This is a genomic window from Bacteroides zhangwenhongii, from assembly GCF_009193325.2.
Classification (GTDB): Bacteria; Bacteroidota; Bacteroidia; order Bacteroidales; family Bacteroidaceae; genus Bacteroides; species Bacteroides zhangwenhongii.
In genome coordinates this window covers 374,872-396,801 of the sequence record NZ_CP059856.1, presented here as the reverse complement: position 1 = coordinate 396,801, position 21,930 = coordinate 374,872, and the positions used below count along the sequence as shown (strand labels likewise).

At 40.0% G+C, this 21,930-nt stretch carries 12 protein-coding genes; 11 read left to right on the top strand and 1 reads right to left on the bottom strand.

Annotated features, from left to right (window positions below):
- Positions 1 to 7: 7 nt before the first annotated feature.
- The 3 genes from GD630_RS01625 to GD630_RS01615 are packed head-to-tail and all read left to right on the top strand — an operon-like array spanning position 8 to position 4,927.
- Positions 8 to 1,267 (top strand): alginate lyase family protein, encoded by a 1,260-nt coding sequence (locus GD630_RS01625; RefSeq protein WP_143867640.1) that lies wholly within the window; start codon positions 8 to 10, stop codon positions 1,265 to 1,267.
- Positions 1,268 to 1,269: 2 nt separating this feature from the next.
- Entirely contained in the window at positions 1,270 to 3,687 is a 2,418-nt protein-coding gene (locus GD630_RS01620) for an alginate lyase family protein (RefSeq protein WP_143867639.1), read from the top strand.
- A gap of 10 nt (positions 3,688 to 3,697) precedes the next feature.
- Positions 3,698 to 4,927, top strand: a complete 1,230-nt coding sequence (locus GD630_RS01615) for a glycoside hydrolase family 88 protein (protein WP_143867637.1) — start codon at positions 3,698 to 3,700, stop codon at positions 4,925 to 4,927.
- On the opposite strand, the gene GD630_RS01610 is transcribed toward GD630_RS01615, so the two are convergent.
- Entirely contained in the window at positions 4,928 to 5,443 is a 516-nt protein-coding gene (locus GD630_RS01610; RefSeq protein ID WP_143867635.1) for a hypothetical protein, read from the bottom strand.
- Positions 5,444 to 5,974: 531 nt separating this feature from the next.
- Between GD630_RS01610 and GD630_RS01605 the strand changes: the two genes are divergently transcribed.
- The 8 genes from GD630_RS01605 to GD630_RS01570 all read left to right on the top strand — a co-directional run bounded on the left by GD630_RS01605 (position 5,975) and on the right by GD630_RS01570 (position 21,926).
- Positions 5,975 to 10,000: a hybrid sensor histidine kinase/response regulator transcription factor gene (locus GD630_RS01605; RefSeq protein ID WP_143867633.1), complete on the top strand. Its 4,026-nt coding sequence runs from the start codon at positions 5,975 to 5,977 to the stop codon at positions 9,998 to 10,000.
- 334 nt (positions 10,001 to 10,334) lie between these two features.
- Entirely contained in the window at positions 10,335 to 13,472 is a 3,138-nt protein-coding gene (locus GD630_RS01600) for a SusC/RagA family TonB-linked outer membrane protein (RefSeq protein ID WP_143867631.1), read from the top strand.
- Between the two features lie 13 nt (positions 13,473 to 13,485).
- Complete coding sequence (locus tag GD630_RS01595) at positions 13,486 to 14,955, top strand: RagB/SusD family nutrient uptake outer membrane protein (protein WP_143867629.1); 1,470 nt, start codon at positions 13,486 to 13,488, stop codon at positions 14,953 to 14,955.
- A gap of 13 nt (positions 14,956 to 14,968) precedes the next feature.
- Positions 14,969 to 15,580 (top strand): fasciclin domain-containing protein, encoded by a 612-nt coding sequence (locus GD630_RS01590; protein WP_143867627.1) that lies wholly within the window; start codon positions 14,969 to 14,971, stop codon positions 15,578 to 15,580.
- A 28-nt stretch (positions 15,581 to 15,608) separates the two neighbouring features.
- Positions 15,609 to 17,147 (top strand): hypothetical protein, encoded by a 1,539-nt coding sequence (locus GD630_RS01585; RefSeq protein WP_143867626.1) that lies wholly within the window; start codon positions 15,609 to 15,611, stop codon positions 17,145 to 17,147.
- A 302-nt stretch (positions 17,148 to 17,449) separates the two neighbouring features.
- Positions 17,450 to 18,994 (top strand): hypothetical protein, encoded by a 1,545-nt coding sequence (locus GD630_RS01580; protein ID WP_143867624.1) that lies wholly within the window; start codon positions 17,450 to 17,452, stop codon positions 18,992 to 18,994.
- A gap of 61 nt (positions 18,995 to 19,055) precedes the next feature.
- The gene (locus GD630_RS01575; RefSeq protein WP_143867622.1) at positions 19,056 to 20,066 is read left to right on the top strand and encodes a DUF6528 family protein; all 1,011 of its coding nucleotides are present in this window, start codon (positions 19,056 to 19,058) and stop codon (positions 20,064 to 20,066) included.
- Positions 20,067 to 20,129: 63 nt separating this feature from the next.
- Positions 20,130 to 21,926: a glycoside hydrolase family 71/99-like protein gene (locus GD630_RS01570; protein WP_143867620.1), complete on the top strand. Its 1,797-nt coding sequence runs from the start codon at positions 20,130 to 20,132 to the stop codon at positions 21,924 to 21,926.
- Positions 21,927 to 21,930 lie beyond the last annotated feature (4 nt).

Genomic DNA, 21,930 nt, shown 5'->3' with positions numbered 1-21,930 from the left:
ACTGTATATGAAAACAATACATTTTTATATAAATCTACTACTCATCGTAGTGTTAACGTTTAGTTTTGAATCTTGTGCTGAATTTAAAGTTCCTGTGATAGAAGAGTATGCAAATGCTGAAGAACCCAAACCTGAGGAACCGGAGGAGCCTGAGGAACCGGGTGAAAATGACTTAATTATACCAATTTCTCAAAGTACGCAATTTCCTAGATTCCATACACAGGCTCAGATTGAATTTGTTGCCGGAAAAATCAATAAAAAAGAAGAACCTTGGAAAAGCGCTTATAATAAACTTATCGAGTTAGCTGATTTTTATCAGGATAGAGAACATGAGGCTGTGGAAGATTTTCATACTCCTGCTTTTTATGGTGGACAGGATGAGAATATTGATGCTAAGCAAGGTTTGGCTCTTGATAGCCATGCGGCATATGCCAATGCTTTAGCATATGCATTGAACGGTGATAAGAAATATGGAAATAAAGCTATTTACTTTTTGAATGCATGGGCTGCGATAAATAAAACTATAACAGAGAATGATAAAGATGGCAATGATACAGGGACGGTACTCACTGCTGCAAACTTGATTTCACAGATGATGATTGCGGCAGATTTGTTGCTGGGACAAGATATTTGGGCTGTTACAGAAAAAACAGCCTTCAAAACGTGGATACAATCTGTGGCTTTGCCACAATCATTCCGATTAATCAGAACCAAATCTAATAATTGGGGAGATTGGGGACTTTTTGCCACTGCTATGGCTTATCATATTTTAGAATTGAACGATAAAGTTAAGGAAGAACTGGATAGAATACCGGCACGTCTTCCTAAATGTATATCGGCTGATGGAGCAATGCCTAATGAAACAAGAAGAGAAGCTAATGGGTTATGGTATACTTATTATGCGCTGACGCCCATAACATTGTCTGCTCAATTAGCATATAATACGATTGAAACGAATTTGTTTACATGGCAGTCAGGAGAAAAATCATTAAAAAAGGCATTGGATTACTTACTTTATTATGAGTTAAATCGCACAGAATGGCCACATTGGACTTTTACAACAGATAAGGTAAGGAGTAAAGATGCTCCTACTGATTTGTATGAGGCTATGAATGACTATTTTGATGATGAGTATAAATCATTTGTCGGTAGTTTTCAACCAGTTTTGGGAGGTTATAAAGGAAACAGGGTATCTCATCATGGGTGGACGTTTGCAACATTAATGAGAGTTACCGATCGTAAGATGTCTAAATATCCTAACTTGTAAAAATGAAGAATAAAGTATTGGTTCTAATATTTTGTATGGGAGTTTGTCTTCCATACAAAATATATAGTCATGACTGGTTGCCTTCCGATTCTCTCTTTTTTAGTTCACTCAGACTTGATATCCCGGATATGCTGAATGTGAGGAACAGTGTGGAAAAAGGCGACTATTCGGCAGCTAAATTTCTTTTGCTTCAATATAAAAGGTTGGCTGGTGGTGGAAAATGGTTCATGGAACCATTTGTAGCTGAGCGACTATCAGACGAAACAGATATTGCAGCTGATAGTGTTTGTATGCATTATATTTATGATGATATAAATTTGAAACGACCTTATGTAGAGGGAAGGGTATATATGGGAGAACATTTCGACTGGCTATTTAATCCTAGGGAAAGCGGTGACCCCAATTATACTGTTGAATGGACTTATAGTTGTGTTTCGCGAATCAATTTTTTAAATAAACTTGTAGTAGCATATAAAAAGACAGGAAACGAAAAGTATCTGGAGAAGTGGAGGTGGTTTATGTATGACTTTGCGAAAGATAATCCTTTGACAGTGAAACCTATTTGGAGAACTTTAGATACAGCAATAAGAATACGGACATGGCTTAATACATATTTGACTTTTAGGAATTCTGCACGATTTACTGCAGAAGACAATACGCTTTATTTAAAGTTGATTTATGAACATGCAGAGCATCTTAAAAATACACTGTTAAGGGATTTTGAGCGTACGGGAAATCACGTGACGACAGAGTGTGCGGCATTATTTACCATGGGTTGTGTATTTCAGGAATTTGCAAAAGCAGAAGAATGGCGTACAGTCGCAATGAATAGGTATGTGGATGAAATAAAGAAAGTTGTGCCTCCTGACGGGTTGCAGGCCGAATTATCGCCTAGTTATCACTATGGGGTGGTAGCTACCTATAAACAATTGTATGATATTGCAAAAATAAATGATATCAGATTACCGGAGTCATTTACATCCAGATTGTTGGATATGTATCGGGCGCCAGTCTTACTTATGGATCAATGGGGAGACCATGTGAGGACTAACGATTCAAGTTTGAAAAAGATTAAAGAGATATCAAAAGAAGGGTTGAAGATTGGTTATGATCCGGTATTGGCATGGGTAGTATCGGATGGGAAAGAAGGTGAGGAATTACCTAGTACGACATTTTTGAATTATGCGGGATTTTATATGATGAGAAGTGGATGGAGGGACAATGGTATGTTTTTATTCTTCAGAGGGGGACCGCAGGGAATTGGTCATGTCGAACAGGAAAAACTTCAGATAGTATTGAAGGCGTGGGGGAAAACATTATTATTTGATCCGGGCAAATATCCTTATGATCAGTCCGACTGGAGGCGTTTTTCAATTAATACTCCTTCGCACAATACTATCATAGTAGATGGAAAATGGCAATACCGAAAGAAGGTGATACCTGAAAAATTCTCTCCGGTAGATAATCTTTTTTGTACGACGCCTTTGTTTGATTACGTTTCCTCCAGTTATACCGACGGATATGTGACTAATGTATATAACCCGAAGAAAAGTTACCAGCCTCAAATATGGATGAATGATCGGGACACAACAGTGACACATACTCGGAATGTCTTGTATCTTAAACCTTATTATGCTTTGATTATTGACCAGCTCGAAGGTAGTGGAGAACATGTATTTGATGCACATTTTCATCTTGATGCACCGACAGCTGCATTAAATTCTGATGGTCATTACGTGCATAGTGTGCGAAATGATAGCGTACAAATAGGTATATATGCAATAGATAAAGAGAATTTGCAAACGGAAATAATTCAAGGGCAGGATACGCCTTTATTAGGCTGGTATCCAATAGAACACCGTGCTATCCCAACTGTACGTTTTCGTAAAAAACAGGAAACTCCGGCGTCTTTTGCTACGTTCTTATATCCGTATAAAAATGTAAGTCCAATGTTTAGTACGGAAAATATAGATGTTAGGTCAGAATATATGATTTGGGGACAACGGATTTTTACAGACGAAGAAACGGCTGAGGTAGTATTAGATAAAAGGAATAATCTGTCTGCATTCAGTTTCCAATCAGTTTTGATCGGTAATCTTGATATAGTTGGTAAAGGCGTAGTTATTAGGCAAAGTAAAGTGTATGCAGATTTGGTAAGTGTAGGAATATGGGGTGCTTCAGACTATCAAGATAAGATGTTTGCTTTTCGTTTCCCTGACTTGACAGATGTTGTCTTACAACAAAACGGTGATTCAATCATTGCATTTAATGCAGGAGAAAAAGAATCTAGGATGCTGATTCGTAAGCCGTTCAAAAAAGAAGTTATACTAGAGCCAGGAGAATGGGTTGTGATTTCGGAGGCAAAAGAAGAAAAAAACGTGCAGCCTTTGATGTTTCCATTGTTTAACGAACGAAAATAAGAGTGTAATAATGAAAATAAAACTAGCAATTATAATTTTGGCTTTTTTTTCCATTGGATGGGAGGCTAAAAGTCAGGATATTGTAAAAAAGAACTTTGAATTAGCAGAGATTCAATATCAAGCTATGCTCAAGAAAGCTATGGATATAACCTGTTTTCCTCGTACGGTGAAACAAGATAAATTATGGTGTGTACCGGCTGAGGACTGGACATCCGGTTTTTGGCCGGGCATTTTGTGGTATATGTATGAGTATACAAAGAACAATCGTTGGAAAGATGAAGCAATGAAATGGACTCATAGTCTGAAAGATATTCAGTTTTTCGTTGGTCATCACGATGTTGGATTTATGATGTATTGCAGTTATGGTAATGGTTTTCGTTTGACTGCTAATCCGAAATATATTCCCATACTTGTTCAATCTGCCAAGTCTTTATGCAAGCGATACTCGTATAATGTGGGATGTATTCAATCGTGGAATGCAAGAAAGTCGATTGGGAGGAAAAATACTTGGGAGTATCCTGTAATAATTGATAATATGATGAATTTGGAGTTGCTGTTCTGGGCAACTCAGGCTACAAATGACTCTGTTTATTGGGATATTGCGGTAAGTCACGCTGAGAAAACGATGAAAAATCAGATTCGATCAGACTTTAGTTCCTATCATGTAGTAAATTATGCTCCTGACACTGGGGAAATATTACATAGGCAGACTGCTCAAGGCTATGCTGATAGTTCTACATGGGCTCGTGGGCAGGCATGGGGAATTTATTCGTTTACGATGGTTTATAGATATACCAAAGATGAGCGTTTTCTGCAGACAGCCATAAATATGGCCGATTTTTTTCTGAATCATAAGAATCTGCCTAATGATTGCATTCCATATTGGGATTTTAATGCTGGCGAAAAAGGTTTTAATCCTGATTTTGAATATGTTTCCTCGGATTATAAAGTGATTCCTCGCGATGTTTCAGCGGCTTGTATTGTGGCTTCTGCTTTATTTGAATTGTGTGGCTATGTTTCAGATATAAATAAGAAACAAACTTATTATGATATGGGTATAAGAATATTGAATAATCTAAGTAATAATTATTATAGGGCGAAAGAAAAAGAAAACCATGGTTTTCTTTTAAAACATAGTGTAGGCAATCTTCCTGGAAATAATGAAGTAGATGTTCCATTGATATATGCGGATTATTATTTCTTGGAAGCATTAATCAGATATTCAAAGTTTCGCAAGTAGTCATATACCGCATGAATTCTCCTCTTTCTCGAAGGAGGAGAATCCATGTGGTATATTTGTAAAACTTGAATAAAATAGTTGGCGCGATTCGTCAGAAACTCTCAGAACATCTTGATATTGTTTCTTTGTACAAATGATGGCTGTTGTTTGAGTAAAACATCGGTGCTTACGCCTGCATTGATGAGATTGCCCTTTCGCGTGGTGGGCAAAACCGGATTCTTGATTTTGGGAAGAGTGGAACGAATCATTCAGATACATTAAGTAGTCGCCCCTTAAAAAGCATATTTCAGCGAAAGCATCTCCACTCGGAATGTTTCGCTGAAATATGCTTTTTAAGGGACGACTATTGAGCTCACAGGTGAAACTACCGAATCTACGGTTATTGTCTCCATCTCGGCCTTCCGGAACGCATACTTGCATTTCTGTGTCAGCGATATCAATACCAGCAGCATCTGGATTTACAATTGCCAGTTTGTTCCCATCAGGGGACTTGATCGTTTTCGTATTTCTTGTCATAGTCTATAAGTATTTGTAAGAAGAATAGGCAGGCCTGCAGTCTTTCGGAATGTGAGGTGCTCTTCCATATGGCATCTATCGGCCAATAATCATTCTACAGACCTGCAGTGTCACACTTTTAATTGAACTTGAAAATTCATTAGTGCTCTGACTTACTTACTTGCTAACAACAAAGATATGATAAATGATATATGATAGAAAAATGAAAAACGAGCGGTTATGGCTATGCCATAACCGAATGGGTTCTTTTTATTTCATTCACACACAGTGGGTCAGGGACTTTTAATGAAGCTCATGGCAGAAAATCTACTCAAGACCTCCCTATGCTTAATTGAATTGCCCTGAATTTACTTAAAAATGAAAAACAAACAAAAGGGCTAAAGAGAAAGGTTAAAAGCTGGATGAGATAACTCTTGTCTGAGCAAGCTTATCAATAATTAGATGCGTTTGCCTTGATCTAATTTGGGGAATATCATAAAAACTGTTACTTTTGTGGGAGATTAATGTGTGCTATAAACCATCATTTTTGATATGCGCGAACAAAGACTATCTAAGATCCATTTTTTTATTCTGCTATCTCTTTTTGGATTTGTATTTCCACTCCGGTCACAGGAATACAAGTTCAGAACATTGGGTGTGGAAGATGGATTGTCGCAAATAACGGTGAGCGATATTTGCCAGGATGAGAAATCGCGTATATGGATTGCCACTCTGGACGGGCTGAATTGTTTCGATGGCAATCACATCAAAGTCTTCAACCACTTTCATAACGACTCTATCAGTTATGGTAATTTATATGTGACTCAAATGGTGGAAGACGGTCAGGGAAGTCTTTTCCTGTTGGCCTCTACCGGACTTTTCCAGTTCGACCTTGAAACAGAAAAATATTATATTCTTCCGGTGACTTCTCCCTCCACTCTTGCCAAAGGAAAAACGGGAGTGTGGATTGCAGAAGGAGGGAAACTGTTCTTATACAATAAGAATACCCGCCTCTTGAAACCGATGTATGCCGATTTGCAGCTGCCGGATAGTGGCCCGACGATGGTGGAAGGTTCCGAAGGAAGTCTCTGGATTGCTTTGAAAGAGGGCGGGGTGATGCGTGTAGATACTTGCGGATCGATGTCACTTCACTTGCCCGGAATTAAAGTGATGAAACTGATAAAAAGTAACGACCAGAATATTTGGATCGGTTCGCAGGATCAGGGTGTTTTCTGTTTTTCACCTCAAGGTACGATCATACATCACTATGAATATAATGACAAGAGTGTTTACACGGTTCGGGATGATATGGCGAGAGCGTTATGTCAGGATCTGGAAGGGAATATATGGGTAGGCTACAGAAGTGGATTGAGTAAGATTGAAGTGGCTACCGGGAAAATATTCCATTATCAGGCTGATCCTAACCGGGTGGGTGCTATGTCCAATCGTTCGGTGACGTCTCTTTATACGGACAAACAAGGAACTGTTTGGGTGGGGACTTATTGGGGAGGGGTAAACTTCTTCTCTCCGGAATATCAGCATTTTGTGCATTATCATGCTTCGGACACCGGATTGTCTTTTCCGGTGGTCGGTGCTATGGCAGAAGATAAAGCCGGGAATATCTGGATTTGTACGGAAGGAGGGGGATTAGATTTATATCAACCGGAACAGGGAAAGTTCAAGCATTTTAATGCGCATACGGGATATCATTTCAGTACGGACTACCTGAAAGATGTTGTTTTTGATGAGGCTAATAATTGCTTATGGATTGCAGCCGACTTTACCAATAAGGTGAATTGTTTTCATCTTAATAACTATCGGAATGATATCTATAATCTCGAACCGCTTGGAGAAGAAAGTGTAGGAGAAGCCCTGTTTGCCTTGGCGGATACTCCTCGTAAATTGTATGTCGGGACAACATCCGCTATTGTGAGTTTGGATAAACAGACCTTGAAATCCGAGGTGTTGTTTCACCAGAAGGAACTGTTTACACATAATTATAACACCCTATTGCTTGATTCGAAAAACAGATTATGGTTTGCTGCCGACGATGGTTGTGTAGCCTATGTGATTGATGAAAAGCGGTTTGAAACCTATAGGATAAGTCTGAAGAAACGGGTCAGATCTCAAAAAGAGTTGGTCAATGTTATCTATGAAGATCGAAAGGGAAATATTTGGGTCGGGACACATGGCAACGGACTTTTCTTGCTGGATAAGAAAGAACGTTTGTTTCGTTTACATACTCCTGAAAGTGTGTTGTCGGGAGAAAATATCAGGGTACTGGGGGAAACCCCTTCTGGGAATTTATTGATTGGTACCGGGCATGGATTGTCAATGCTGGAACAGAAAGAGGGGAAAGTGATAAACTTCAATTCTAAAACCGGATTCCCGCTGACTCTTGTGAACCGGAAATCCATGCATGTATCCCGCAACCATGATATTTATATGGGAGGAGCTACCGGATTGGTAACCATTCGTGAAAGTAGTCTGTATTATCCTCCGAAAATATACGATCTGGAGTTGGCTCATTTGTATGTCAACAACAAAGAGATAACAACAGGCGATCAAACCGGTATTTTAAATAAATCCTTTGCCTATACCGGACGGATCAAATTGAATTACTTGCAAAATGTGTTTTCTATCGGTTTTTCAACAGATAATTTTCTGCATATAGGCGGTGGTGAGGTAGAATATCGGTTAATGGGGTATAATGATGAATGGAGCGAGAACCGTCTGGGAAATGACATTACTTATACAAATATCTCTCCGGGTGATTATGTCTTTGAGATCAGGCTGAAGAACTTCCCGGAAGTAATCAGATCGCTGGATATAACGATTACGCCACCTTTCTATGCTACTTGGTGGGCCTATACTATTTATGTATGCGTGATTCTGACTATTCTATTCTTCATTGTGAGAGAATATAGAATCCGTCTGTTCCTGAAAACTTCATTGGATTTTGAACTTCGCGAGAAGCAATACATTGAAGAGATGAATCAATCCAAACTTCGTTTCTTCACGAATATCTCGCATGAAATCAGAACTCCGATCACTCTTATCCTGGGGCAGGTTGATCTGTTGCTGAATTCCGGCAAATTGTCTACCTATGCTTATTCAAAACTGCTGAATATACATAAAAATGCAGGTAACCTGAAATCATTGATTACGGAGTTGCTTGATTTTCGGAAACAGGAGCAGGGACTTTTGAAACTGAAAGTTTCTCAATTTGACTTATATTCTTTGCTCAAAGAGCATTATGTATTGTTTAAGGAGTTGGCTGCTAATAGGAATATTTCGTTTGTTTTGCATGTCGACTGCGAGCAATGCCTCGTGTGGGGAGACCGGATGCAAATACAGAAGGTGGTTAATAACTTGCTGTCTAATGCTTTTAAATATACTTCAGACGGTGGAACTATCCGTATGGAATTGGCTGATGGAACGGAGGAATGTATGTTTTCCGTTTCCGATAATGGTGCGGGAATATCCGAGGAAGACTATGTTAAGATATTCGAGCGGTTCTATCAGGTTGAGAATATAGGACAGTATGGAGGAACAGGTATCGGACTGGCTTTGAGTCAGGGTATTGTGAAAGCTCATCAGGGGGATATAACAGTAGAAAGTCAGTTGGGAAAAGGTTCTTGTTTTAAGGTCACTCTGAAAAAAGGGGATGCTCACTTTGACTCTTCTGTGGCCCGGATTGAACCGGAGCAGGATAAGGAATATATTTATTATTCGGAAGACAAAGAACTGCTGGTTAAAGAGGTGCAGTCAGCCCAAAGTGAAAGCGGGACTACTGACTGTAAATTACTGGTGATCGATGATAATGAAGAGATCAGAAATATCCTTGTGGATATCTTCTCTCCGTTGTATACGGTTGAAACTGCAAGTGATGGCAAGGAAGGGTACGAGAAAGTAAAGGTAATGCAACCCGACCTGGTTATTTCGGATATCATGATGCCCGGAATGCCCGGAACAGAGTTATGTGCCAAGATCAAGAACAATATAGAAACCTGCCATATACCTGTCGTTCTTCTGACTGCCCTTAGTGCTCCCGAACGTGAGTTGGAAGGATTGAGAATTGGAGCGGATATTTATGTGGTGAAGCCATTTAATATGCGGCGGCTGGTGATGCAATGCAATAATCTGATTAATACCCGCAGACTTTTACAGAATAAATATGCCCATCAACTGGATAGCAAGGCGGAGAAGATTGCAACAAATGAACTCGACCAGAAGTTTATCGAACAAGCTACTCAAGTGGTGGAAGATAATATGGAAAATCCCGAATTCAGTGTAGATGCTTTCTCACGGGAGATGGGAGTAGGACGTACCGCCTTATTCCAGAAGATAAAAGGTATTACGGGAAGTACGCCAAATAATTTTATCATGAACCTTCGTTTGAAAAAAGCAGCATATTTTCTACTGAATGCTCCGGAGATGAACATTTCGGATATTGCTTACCGGTTAGGATTTGGAAATCCTCAATACTTCAACAAATGCTTTAAAGAACTTTTTGATATTGCTCCTACACAGTATAGGAAATCTCATGATGCCCCTTCCGATCCCTCTGTAAAGTGATTAAAATAAGTCATCTGAATTTTTAGACTAGATAAAACGAATAATTCGATAGGGTGCAATATGCCCAAATACGATACTTTTGTGGCGTTGGATCATGCCAGCTTGTACTTGAGTTTTCTTTAATTGGGTGTGTCCGCACACACTCTTATTTAGCAGACCGGGTATTGTATAATCTTATTCTAATATAATAATTATTGTATAGTATTATGAAAGATGATTATTTGTGTAATAAATAAAAGACAACATTTTACGGGAGAGTACCAATGTATTTCTCCTGATTAATAAAATAGTGAGTCAAACCTTAATAATTAACCAATTTAATTTTATTCTAGTTATGAAAAATGTACAGAACAGGACAAAAGCACGGTGGCTTCAGTCGCTTCTTTTGATTTCCTTGAGTCTCTTTTCCTTTGTCAGTCCGACTTATGCTCAAGGCGGATTTACGGTGAAAGGAGTGGTGGTGGATAAAACCGGATTTCCTTTACCTGGTGCCAATGTGATGGAAAAAGGCACGTCTAATGGAGCTATTACAGATCTGGATGGAAATTTCTCATTGACAGTTTCTAAGAAAGGGGTCACTTTAACCGTATCGTTTATGGGATACACTACTAAAGATGTAGTGGTGAAAGATAAAACGATGAATATAACACTTGAAGAAAATTCCAAATTACTGGATGAGGTAGTTGTAGTAGGTTACGGTACGATGAAGAAGCGTGATGTGACGGGAGCTATTACTTCTATTTCAAGTGAGGCCATCGAACAGAAAATGGCGACTAATGTATTTGAGGCATTGCAGGGTACCACTGCCGGTGTGCAGGTTGTATCCGGTTCAGGGCAGCCCGGTGAATCTTCATCCATTAAGATTCGTGGTACATCTACTTTCTCTGCCGAAGGAGTCACTCCTCTTTATATTGTAGACGGTGTGCCTTTGGAGAGTATCGATGGTATCAATACCAATGATATTACTTCTATGGAAATATTGAAGGATGCCGCTTCCGCAGCTATTTACGGTTCCCGTTCAGCAAACGGTGTGATCATTATCACGACTAAAAGCGGTCAGGAAGGTAAAGCACGTATTGATATAAAGTATAATCACTCATGGGGCACATTGTCTCATAAAGTGCCGCAGGCTAATCGTGCGGAACGTTTGCTGTACGACCAGTACCGTAAAGAGTATTTTGAAACGTATGGTGGAGGTAATGCGAATGAAAGTATAGATATTCTTGATGATCCTTTGAACTCATTCTTCAATGTAGATAATGATTATCTGGACATGATCACGACTACTGCCCAAAAGGACCAAGTAGATATCAGTGTAGGTGGCGGTACAAAGAAATTGAAATATTTCATCAATACCGGTTACTATAATGAGAAAGGTATTATTTCGAATACCGGCTTCCAAAGACTGAACACCCGTATCAACTCAGATTATTCACCGACAGACTGGATGAATATGGGTAGCCGTATTTCTTTGACTTATTCTAAAAAGAAAGGTCTGAATGAAGGTACTTTATTGAGTGCAGTATTGACTCGTCGTCCTTATTTCAATACTTATTATCCGGATGGTTCTTTGGTCGGGGTATTTAATGGTCAGAAGAACCCCATCGCACAAATTAATTATACTACTGACTTTACTGATTCTTATAAGGCTAACTTCTTCCAGTTCTTTGAAATCAAATTCAACAAATATCTGAAGTTCAGAGCTAATATTAATGCTAACTTCTATTTGGACAAACGAAAAAAACTGGAACCGAGTCTTATTACTGATGAATGGCAGAAACAGAATAAAGGTTATTCTTATAATTACCTGAACTGGAACTGGATGAATGAAGACATCCTTACTTATGCGCGCAAAATAAAAGATCATAATTTTACGGCTATGGTAGGTATCAGTGCTCAGCAATGGCGTTATGAAAACGAGACATTTGTGGGGATAAACTCGTCTACAGATTTTATCTATACAATGAATGCTTTTGCCGCAAACCTGGATTTGTCATCTACAGGTTCAACATTAAGTAATCACTCTATGGCTTCCGTTTTTGCTCGCGTGACTTATGATTATAAAGGAAGATACCTGCTCAATGCCATTATGCGGCGTGATGGTTCTTCTCGTTTTGCCAAAGAAAACAAATGGGGTAATTTCCCTTCCGTATCTGTGGGATGGCGTTTCTCGGACGAGAAGTTTATGAAATTCTCGAAGAAGTTTCTCGAAGATGGCAAGATCCGCGCAAGTTTCGGTATTACAGGTAACGAAGCGATTGGAAACTATGACTATATCTACTCTTATTCTCCGAATTCTATCTACGATGGAGTGGGAGGGGTTATTCCTACCCGCATCGGCAAGGACAATCTGAAATGGGAGGAAACTAAACAGTTCAACCTTGGTTTGGACTTGAATTTTTGGAATAGCCGTTTGACAATCACTGCCGATTACTATGATAAATATACAGACGGTTTGCTGGCAAACTACCAATTGCCTAAAGAGTCCGGTTTTGCATATATGAAGACCAATGTCGGTGAAATGAGTAACCGCGGTTTTGAAATAGCCGTTACCGGTGATATTATTCGTACGAAAGATTGGAAGTGGAATGCTTCTTTCAATATCTCCAGAAACATCAACCGTATTGAAAAATTGTCTGAAGGTAAGGCGTATATGGAAGGTGATATCTGGTGGATGCAGGAAGGTGGTCGTGTGGGTGACTTCTATGGATTCAAAAGTGCAGGTATCTTTGCATACGATGAATCGAATGCTTTCACTGATAAATGGGAACAACTGACTCCGGTATTTGAAAATGGCGTATTCCAATATAAATATTTGTTGAATGGAAAGGAATATACAGGTGATATTCGCCAGAAAACGTTACCGAATGGCAAACCGTTCCGTGGAGGAGATTACAACTGGGAGGAACCGGAAGGAACCCGTGACGGTGTGATTGATGATAATGACCGTATGGTGATTGGTAATGCCATGCCTGATGTAACGGGTGGTTTGAATACAACCGTGACTTGGAAAAACTTAAGCCTGTATCTGGGATTCTATTATTCATTGGGAGGACAGATTTATAATGCGGCCGAACATAATCGTAATATGTTCAAATACACCGGAACCACTCCTTCGCCGGAAGTCATCCATAATATGTGGTTACATCCGGGTGATCAGGCTATCTACCCGCGTCCATATAATGATGATTATAACAATGCACGTATGGGTAATTCGTTCTACTTGGAAGACGCTTCATTTATTCGTTTACAGAACATACGTGTGGCCTACGATCTTCCTGAAAATTGGATAAAGAAGCTGATGCTGAAGAATATAAATATCTACGCTTTTGTAAACAATGCGTTGACATGGACCAACTATTCGGGATTCGATCCTGAATTCTCTACCAACAATCCTCTGCAAGTCGGTAAAGACTCTTACCGCTATCCGAGAAAGAGGGAATATGGTATTGGCTTTTCTGCAAACTTTTAATTGAAGATATCGTATGAAGAATATAAAATATTTTGTTGGAGCTGTATGTCTGGCTCTATCATTGAATAGCTGTTCTGATTTTCTGAATGAGGAACCGGTAAGTGAAATCCCGGCAGGTGATATGTGGCAGACTGCCCGTGACGCCAAGGCTGGTATAAATGAAATTTATGGACTGTTGCGTTCCACTTTACGCGAAAATTATTTCTATTGGGGGGAGTTCCGTTCGGATAATGTAGCTCCCGGAGCACCGGTAATGGCCGATCAGGCACGTGTGATTAATAACCTGATGTCTACAGATGAGAAATGCGGGAAGTGGACTACTTTGTATCAAATGATTAACCAGGCAAATCTGGCTATTAAGTATATTCCCAATATCAGTATGCCTGATGTGGCAGACCGGAATGATTATCTTGGACAAGCTTATGCATTGCGTGCTTTAGCTTACTTTTATGCTATTCGTGTTTGGGGGGATGTACCTTTGTTTACAGAACCTACAGAGAAGTATTCGGAAGCGATCTACAAGGAGCGTACGGATAAAAACTACATTTTGGAACATGTTATTCTTCCGGACCTGAAGAAAGCGGAAGGACTGATAAACCGTAACAAGAATTACGAACGTAAACGCATCTCTATCTGTGGCGTATGGGCCATCATGGCGGATGCTTATATGTGGACAGGAGAATATAATCTGGCCGATCAAACGATTGACAAGATGGCGACTATTGCTTCCAAAAAGGGTGGGCGTTTTGTAGATTTCGAGCCTAATATTGCTACTTGGCATACCATGTTTACGGAAGAACTGACTAATAAACCTTCTGATGATACACCGGAAAATGATGAATATAACTCCAGAGAGTTTATTTTCCTTGTTCATTTCAACATGGATGAAGTTGGCACGAATGGCTACAGTTATATGTATCAATGGTTTTCCGGCTCAGGAAATCGTGCGGCAGTCATGTCCGATAAGTTTATGAGTATCTTTGATGAGAAGGATATGCAAGGTGACCAGCGTAAAGACTTTACGGTGAAAAACTATCAGAACGGGAACGAACTGCGTAAATATATGGCGGGTGATATAAGTAACTCTCTGAACAAAACCTGTGAAGTGGCTTATCCGATCTATCGTTATACAGACATGATGTTGCTCCAAGCGGAGGCTCGTGCTCGTCAGGGGAAATGGGGCGAAGCTTTGGAACTGGTGAAATCTGTACGCGACCGTGCCGGTCTGAATACACTGACAGAGAATGATTTTGCTTCTGAAGACGAAGTCGTTAATTATATATTACGTGAACGCCAGGTGGAATTGGCCGGAGAAGGACGTCGGTGGTTTGACTTGCTGCGTACCGGAAAGTGGAAAGAAGTGATGAAACCTATCAACGGTATGGAGCAGGATGGAAATGAACTTTTCCCGATTCACTATTCACATATCTTGGAGAACCCGAAGATTGTACAGAATACGTATTATGGTAATACTAACAACTAAAATGGTAGAAACAATGAAAAAGACAATATTATATAAGACTCTTTTCTTTTGTTGGGCAATATTGGCATTGACCGGCTGCGACCTGGACTTACAAAAGAATTATGATTATGAGCCTTCGGTAGATGACCCGTATGTAAAAGTGACAGCGTGGGAGTATTTTCAAGATCACAAAGATATGTTCTCGGAAATGATAGCTGCAATCGAATATACAGGTTTGAAGGATTATTATACGCAGACAGATAATAAATATACATTTCTAGCTTTGAATAATACGGCTATGCAGACATATCTCCTTGATAAATTTCCGGGTGAAACGTCTATTACTGATTGTGATAAAGAAACTGTAAAAGATATGCTTCTATATCATATAGTAGATGGTGAATACAGTTCTTATGGACAGTTGCAGGTAGAGCCAATGTTCGTATTGACTATGTTGAAAGGAGAGAATGGACTGATGACAATGTCTGTTTGGAAGAATCCATGGCAGGCTGCAGTTGGTAAGATTCTCGTGAACCAGACCGGAAGTAATGGAAAATCACCGCAACGGCAGGCTAAGACTAGTAATATTCTGCCGACAAATGGTGTGATTCATATATTTGAGAACTATTGTAAATATTCCAAATAACCACAGTTAATTAAAAAGAGAACTAATTATGATTCGTAAAATATATACCTTATTAATACTAGGACTTTGCTTGGGCTTTGCTGCCTGTGGCGACGATAATGATGGTCTGGATCCTAATGCGGCTGCCCCTGTGATCAATTTTCCTATGGAACAACTGGACATTGACTTGAATAAAGTAGACAATCTGCCGGTAGTGGCCGTTATTAAATCACAGGCAGGACTTCAGAGTGTGACAATGAAATTGCAGACAGTAGAGGGAGTGACAGAATATAAAACTGTAACCGACTTTTTCAATCCCAATTCTTATAGTCTCTCTGAAAACTTGGAATATAATGCTAACTACGAGGCTTTTATAATTGAGGCTACGGACAAACTGAATCATGTAACGAGCGGAACTTTGCCGATTGCTGTTACTGATGTAATGGCACGTCCTGTCATAACATTCGATCCCGAAGAGATTGTATATGATGAGATGGATGAAAATCCTGTAATGCCACAGACTACTTTCAAGGTTGTTTCGGAAGCTGGTCTAAAGAAAGTGGAGAGATTCTTGGTTTCTGCAGATGGTCAAACATCAAAAGGGGGTGATGTTTTGAATGGTGATAAAGAATATAAATATGAAGGAGATATCGCCTATAAGGAAGGAGATAAAGGTTTTAAAGTGAAAGCGGAAGATGTATATGGTAATGTCACGATTTCAACTTTACCGGTAATATATAAGACTGTTCCAGCTCCTGTGCTTACACTAGGTAAAGAGTTGATTTCTACTGATGAAGGAGTAGATACGGAAGTACCGATGCATATAGAGTCTGTTCGTGGTGTGAAATATGTTGCGATTTCACGGGTGGAAAATGGAGTAAGTACGGAGATATTCCGTGAGGAAATAGTAGGTGAGAATAAGAATTTTGATTATAAGCCTACAGTACAGTTGACAGAAGAAACATCTCAACTTAAAGTGATTGTTTCTGATGGTCGAGAGGGGAAGGAAGTCATTGGAACCGTGAAGACGTATGTGAATATGGAAGTAGTCCAACTTAAGGTTGGTAGCCACATATTGGCGAATGCAGAACCGTTTGCTGTGATTTCGTTGAATGATATGAAAACTTATTCGGTGGATGAAGCTATTGCTAGTGAGGAAAGTGCCAAGAATGTCGATATAAAATTCTTTATAAATTCTAATAATAGCGTTCTTTCGTTCCGCTTTTATTCTATGGAAAATGTGGATCAGAAAAATAGTTTATACAAAGGATCAGGAGGGAAAACATTAAGTAATTTGCCGATAAAGAATATGACTAAGTACGTTTTATTTCCTGCAAGTTTTGATTATGATACAGCTTCCCGTTCCTCTATTGAGAATGAATATTTGACAGGAAATGCAGATCAGAAAGTGTATATGACAATAGAGAACTTTGTCGGTAGTGTAATAGGATTTAAGACGGGTGGCTCTTCAAGTGCCGGTGGAGAAAGATATGGAGTTATGAAAGTCCTTGATGTCTCTGGTAAGATGGATAATAATACGACGAAGCAGATTGCAACTGTCGAAATTAAATTCCCCAAGAAGAAGTAATACAGGGCAGTATTACCACTTACTATTTAAGGAATAGAAAACTTCGTCTTGATTAAGACAAAATTTTCATCTCATTAGAAGTAAAGTTGCTGTCGATTGGATGTAAACTATAAACGGAGCTTTCGTCTTTATAAATGAAGCTTTCAATTATAAGAACAAAGCCTTCATTTATAAAAATAAAGCTTGCGTTTATAGTTTGTAACTAAGGCAAGTGAAGTTTGCAGTAAAAGGGAAGAAAGTTCTCCGTTAGTAGAGAAGAATTTCTTTATTGATAGATAATGTGGAAGCTAATAGGAACTCTTATGAGAAAGCATATATATAGACATTTCCTCTTTTTGTCTTTGTTGGGACTGATGCAGTTTGTTGTTGCCGGTTGTTCTTCCTCAGACGAAAAAGAACCTTTGAAACCGGAAGGGGGAGACATCCCTTCGGACAAAGAAGAATATACTTTTCTGAATGTAGAATATCGGAAATGGCAGAATGGAACCTTTCAGGCGTGGACAACGGCTGATTCACAGGAAACCCGTACTATCGACAATATGAATTGGTATACTCCGTCTTCTGATTATACTCGGACGGCATGGGGAGGGCGAATTGGTTTGCAGCCATCTTCTGTGGTTGGAAAGGAGGGATTCTTTCGTGTGGCTAGTTGTGGAGGACGTTCTTATTTGCTTGATCCGGATAATGGAGCGGTTATAATTCATGGAATTCAGCACGTCCGTCCGGGAGAATCATCCGCTCATAAGGAGACTTTCAATACTCGGTTCGGTAGCGAAACCCGATGGAGTGAAGAGACTGGTAAATTGATAGCGGACAATCATATAAACTACATATCGTATGGCTCTAGCCGTATAGAAGCATTTCCGGCAGCAGTTCGCGCTAATTTGCTTACACCAAAGACACAAAAGATGGCGTATGCGGAAAATCTGTATTTGCTTCGCACTTTTATGTGGGATATGAGTAAAAATTTAGGCTATGCGTTTAATGATGATAAATATAATCGCCTGGTGCTTCTTTTCGAGCCGACATTTGCATCGTACATAGATAATCTGGTATGTGAAAAGTCTGCCTTATTCGCAGGTGATAAGCATTTTATCGGTTTCTATCTCGACAATGAATTACCATTTGCCAGTTATCAGAATGCTGACCCTTTGCGGGGAATTGATTTAAAGCATTTCCTAGCTTTGCCCGAACGCTATAAAGCGGCACGGGAGTATGCTGAAAAGTTTATGCAGGATAGAGGGATCGTTTCAGTTGCTAATATCACGAAAGAGAATCAAGAGGAGTTCCGGGGAATGGTTGCTGATTATTATTATCGGCTGACTACTGAAACCGTGAAGCGACATGATGCGGAACACCTGATATTGGGAACACGGTTACACGATTGGAGTAAATATAACCGGAGGGTAGTGGAAGCTTGTGCTCGCTATTGTGATCTGGTCTCTATCAATTACTATGCTCGTTGGCAGCCGGAAACCGATTTCCTGGCAAACTTGAAAGCATGGTGTGGAACGAAACCTTTTTTAGTTTCCGAATTTTATACGAAAGCGGAGGATGCAACTTACAAAGGTATCAAATATGCTAATGTTGAAGGCGGTGGTTGGCTGGTGCGTACCCAAAAGAACAGAGGAGAATTTTATCAGAATTTCTGTCTCCGCTTACTTGAAGCCCGAAATTGTGTTGGCTGGGTACACTTTGAATACAATGATGGCTACGATTCGGATGGAAAAGCGTCCAATAAAGGAATTGTCTCTATCGAATATGAACCTTATAAATCATTCCTGTTGCCGATGCGACAGTTGAATCTCGCTGTTTATTCATTGATAGACTACTATGATAAAGAGTAGATTCGATACGGAAAAACGAAAAACTTTAAGAAACGAATAGATAATTAAAATAAAGAGAACCATGAAAAAACTTAGTTTATTAGCAGTCCTTTTAGGATTTAATATAGCTTTGGGAGCTTGCTCCGATGATGAGACTCCTGATGTGAAAAATGAATTGTTCCAGCTTCCTGAAAAAGCTTACGTTTTGGCGGAACAGTCCAGACGTGCTATCGTAATCAGGGATGCGGTGACACAACATAATATTTGGAGTTGGGACCCTTATACGGCTTGTGTACCTGCTGCACAGCAGGGTTGGTTTGTTAATCCGAGTGAAGTAAAACCGGTTTTTAATAGACGCTATATTTTGATGACTGCTTCTGGTGGGGCGGTGGCATTAATTCGTATATCGGACCATAAACTGATGTTCTACGCAAATTGCGGACAGAACCCTCACTCTGCAGAGATATTGCCGGATGGAAATATTGTGACGGCAGAGTCAAAATCAGGTGAAATCAATACCTTTGTAGTGGATACAGTTAAAGTATTGGGAGCGAAAGCCAATACTTGGAAAATCGGTAATGCTCATAATGCGGTATGGGACAGAAAAAGATCTTACCTTTATGTTACGGGTACTATTAGCGGTGGGGTTACTGCTTTATTCCGATTCAAATATAACGGTGATCGTACCAATCCGAAGTTGACCAACCAGACTCGTATCTATACATTCACCAATGAATCGGGAGGACATGATTTATTTCCGGTATATGGTGAAGAGGATAAATTATGGCTTACTGCCGCTTCAGCTGTCTATAAATTTGATCTCACAGGTATTACGGACGCTACGACTAATGAGTCTGCCGAACCTGCCTGTGAGAAAGTTTACAGTATAGCCGATATAAAAAGTATCTGTAACAGTCCGGATGGAATTCTGATGCTGAAACCGACTGAAGAGTGGTGGGCTGAAGGACTTGTAAATGAGAAGGGAGAAGAACTCTTCAAGATGGACGGAGCGAAGCTTTATAAAGGACGTTGGATGATAGACAATACTTTCAGTTATCCGGAAAAGCATGATTTGGTGCTGGGTGAGGACTGATAAAGCATTGTATTTGTAGAAGATTGATAAAGTACATAAGTTGAATAATTAAGTTATAGAATAATGAGGAAACCTCTTCTTCTTTTATTATTGGTATCGGTCGTATTACCGGGCTTGGCGCAGAATGGAAAGAAAGTGTATGCCGATTTTCATGGCGTGCGCTATACTCGTCAGCATGATGGAAAGCTGGGGCGTTGGGAGATGTATGCCAATACGGAAAAATCAACAACCGGAAGAAAGTCGCTGTGTTATAACGCTGATCTGATAGACAGTGAAGGACGGCATGAGATTGCGGCAGTCGCTTATCCGCAAGTCGGGATGCAATCGAATTTGGATCCCGATTATATCGAATATCAGATACTGTCGGCTAAGGTGGCCAAGATAGACGGCTTCTTTATCGAATGGGGATTCAAGCCTCATGAAAATGACATCCTGTTGCGTGAAATGCAGAAGGTGGCGGCGAAGTATAATTTCGAGATAGGTGTAAACTGGTGCGACGGTTGGCTGTATTATGATTGGATCACTAAAATCTATCCGCAAATAAACACTCGTGAAGCGAAGACAGGATATATGGCAAAGTGTTATCAATATCTTGTCGACAGTGTCTTTACTGGTCCTACTGCACCTATTGTAAAAGGAATGCCCGTTTTCTATCACTTCGGTCCGGGAGCGAAAGTTGACGAATACCGGAAAGTTCTGTCAGAAGTAAAACTTCCTCAGGGAATGAAACAACCTGTTGCCTTACGTCGGTGGGCTGATTGGGGAAAACTGGAGAATGATAAATATGTTCCCGTCACTCGTAGTGATGAAATGGATGCATGGAAACAAGTCGGGGAAATTCCAACCGCATGGCTTCCTGCACGTGTCCGGACAAGAGATCAGGAACACGCCGAATGGGATAATTATGCTACTCAGGATGATGTCATCGAATTTATGAAACCTTTCCGTGACTCGATCTGGCACAGTAATAATCCTGCCTATACAATTAAATCCGGATTTGCAATGCCGGGTATGGATAATCGGGGATGTGCAGGTTGGGGACGCGGACATTTCTTCTATATACCTCGCAATAACGGAGAAACATATAGTAGTATGTGGAAATTTTGCATGGCGGAGAAAGACAGTCTGGATATGATGTTCATCGCTTCCTGGAGTGACTACACCGAAGGACACGAGATCGAACCGACCATCGAGAATGGGGATCGTGAACTGCGTACCACTTTGAAATATGCCGCGGAGTTCAAAGGTGAACAGGCGGACGAACGTGGTTTGACCTTGCCGTTAATGCTCTTCCGTTTGCGGAAAGAAACCCGTTTCTTGGAAAAGTCGAAGATGGATGTGTCTGCTTGTTATCGTTCGCTTGATAAAGCGGCATTGCTGATTAGTCAGGGGCGCTACCCGGTAGCGATAGGACTATTGTCTCAAATAGAGAACGATATAAAGACAGCTAAGTCAGCCTTGAGTGTTGAGATGAAACGTTTGCGTGAGTCGGATATGAAGATTCAGGGAAAACGTAAATCCGGGGGATATACTGCTGAAGAAACACTTTCCATATCCTTGCCCAAAGAATTGGTTTCCAAACTACAGATGAATAACTATGTGGGATACTTATATTTTGAATATCTGGATAAAGGGAATGAAGCTCTCTTTATACGGTCGTCCACATTGCGTGAGCCGAAAGAACCGTTTAAAATCGTATCCCGGATACGTACTGACAATACGGGAGAATGGAAGAGAGCGAAAGTGGAATTGTATAAGGACAACATCGTCAACGGATTTAATATGCCTACCTTCTATTTGAAAGGAAACGTTGTAATCCGCAATTTGTCATTAGGTTATAATATCTACACAGTCAAATAAATCT

Coding starts and splice junctions, on each gene's coding strand:
- GD630_RS01625 (WP_143867640.1), top strand. CDS start 8: ATGAAAACAATACATTTTTATATAAATCTACTACTCATCGTAGTGTTA.
- GD630_RS01620 (WP_143867639.1), top strand. CDS start 1,270: ATGAAGAATAAAGTATTGGTTCTAATATTTTGTATGGGAGTTTGTCTT.
- GD630_RS01615 (WP_143867637.1), top strand. CDS start 3,698: ATGAAAATAAAACTAGCAATTATAATTTTGGCTTTTTTTTCCATTGGA.
- GD630_RS01610 (WP_143867635.1), bottom strand. CDS start 5,443: ATGACAAGAAATACGAAAACGATCAAGTCCCCTGATGGGAACAAACTG.
- GD630_RS01605 (WP_143867633.1), top strand. CDS start 5,975: ATGCGCGAACAAAGACTATCTAAGATCCATTTTTTTATTCTGCTATCT.
- GD630_RS01600 (WP_143867631.1), top strand. CDS start 10,335: ATGAAAAATGTACAGAACAGGACAAAAGCACGGTGGCTTCAGTCGCTT.
- GD630_RS01595 (WP_143867629.1), top strand. CDS start 13,486: ATGAAGAATATAAAATATTTTGTTGGAGCTGTATGTCTGGCTCTATCA.
- GD630_RS01590 (WP_143867627.1), top strand. CDS start 14,969: ATGAAAAAGACAATATTATATAAGACTCTTTTCTTTTGTTGGGCAATA.
- GD630_RS01585 (WP_143867626.1), top strand. CDS start 15,609: ATGATTCGTAAAATATATACCTTATTAATACTAGGACTTTGCTTGGGC.
- GD630_RS01580 (WP_143867624.1), top strand. CDS start 17,450: ATGAGAAAGCATATATATAGACATTTCCTCTTTTTGTCTTTGTTGGGA.
- GD630_RS01575 (WP_143867622.1), top strand. CDS start 19,056: ATGAAAAAACTTAGTTTATTAGCAGTCCTTTTAGGATTTAATATAGCT.
- GD630_RS01570 (WP_143867620.1), top strand. CDS start 20,130: ATGAGGAAACCTCTTCTTCTTTTATTATTGGTATCGGTCGTATTACCG.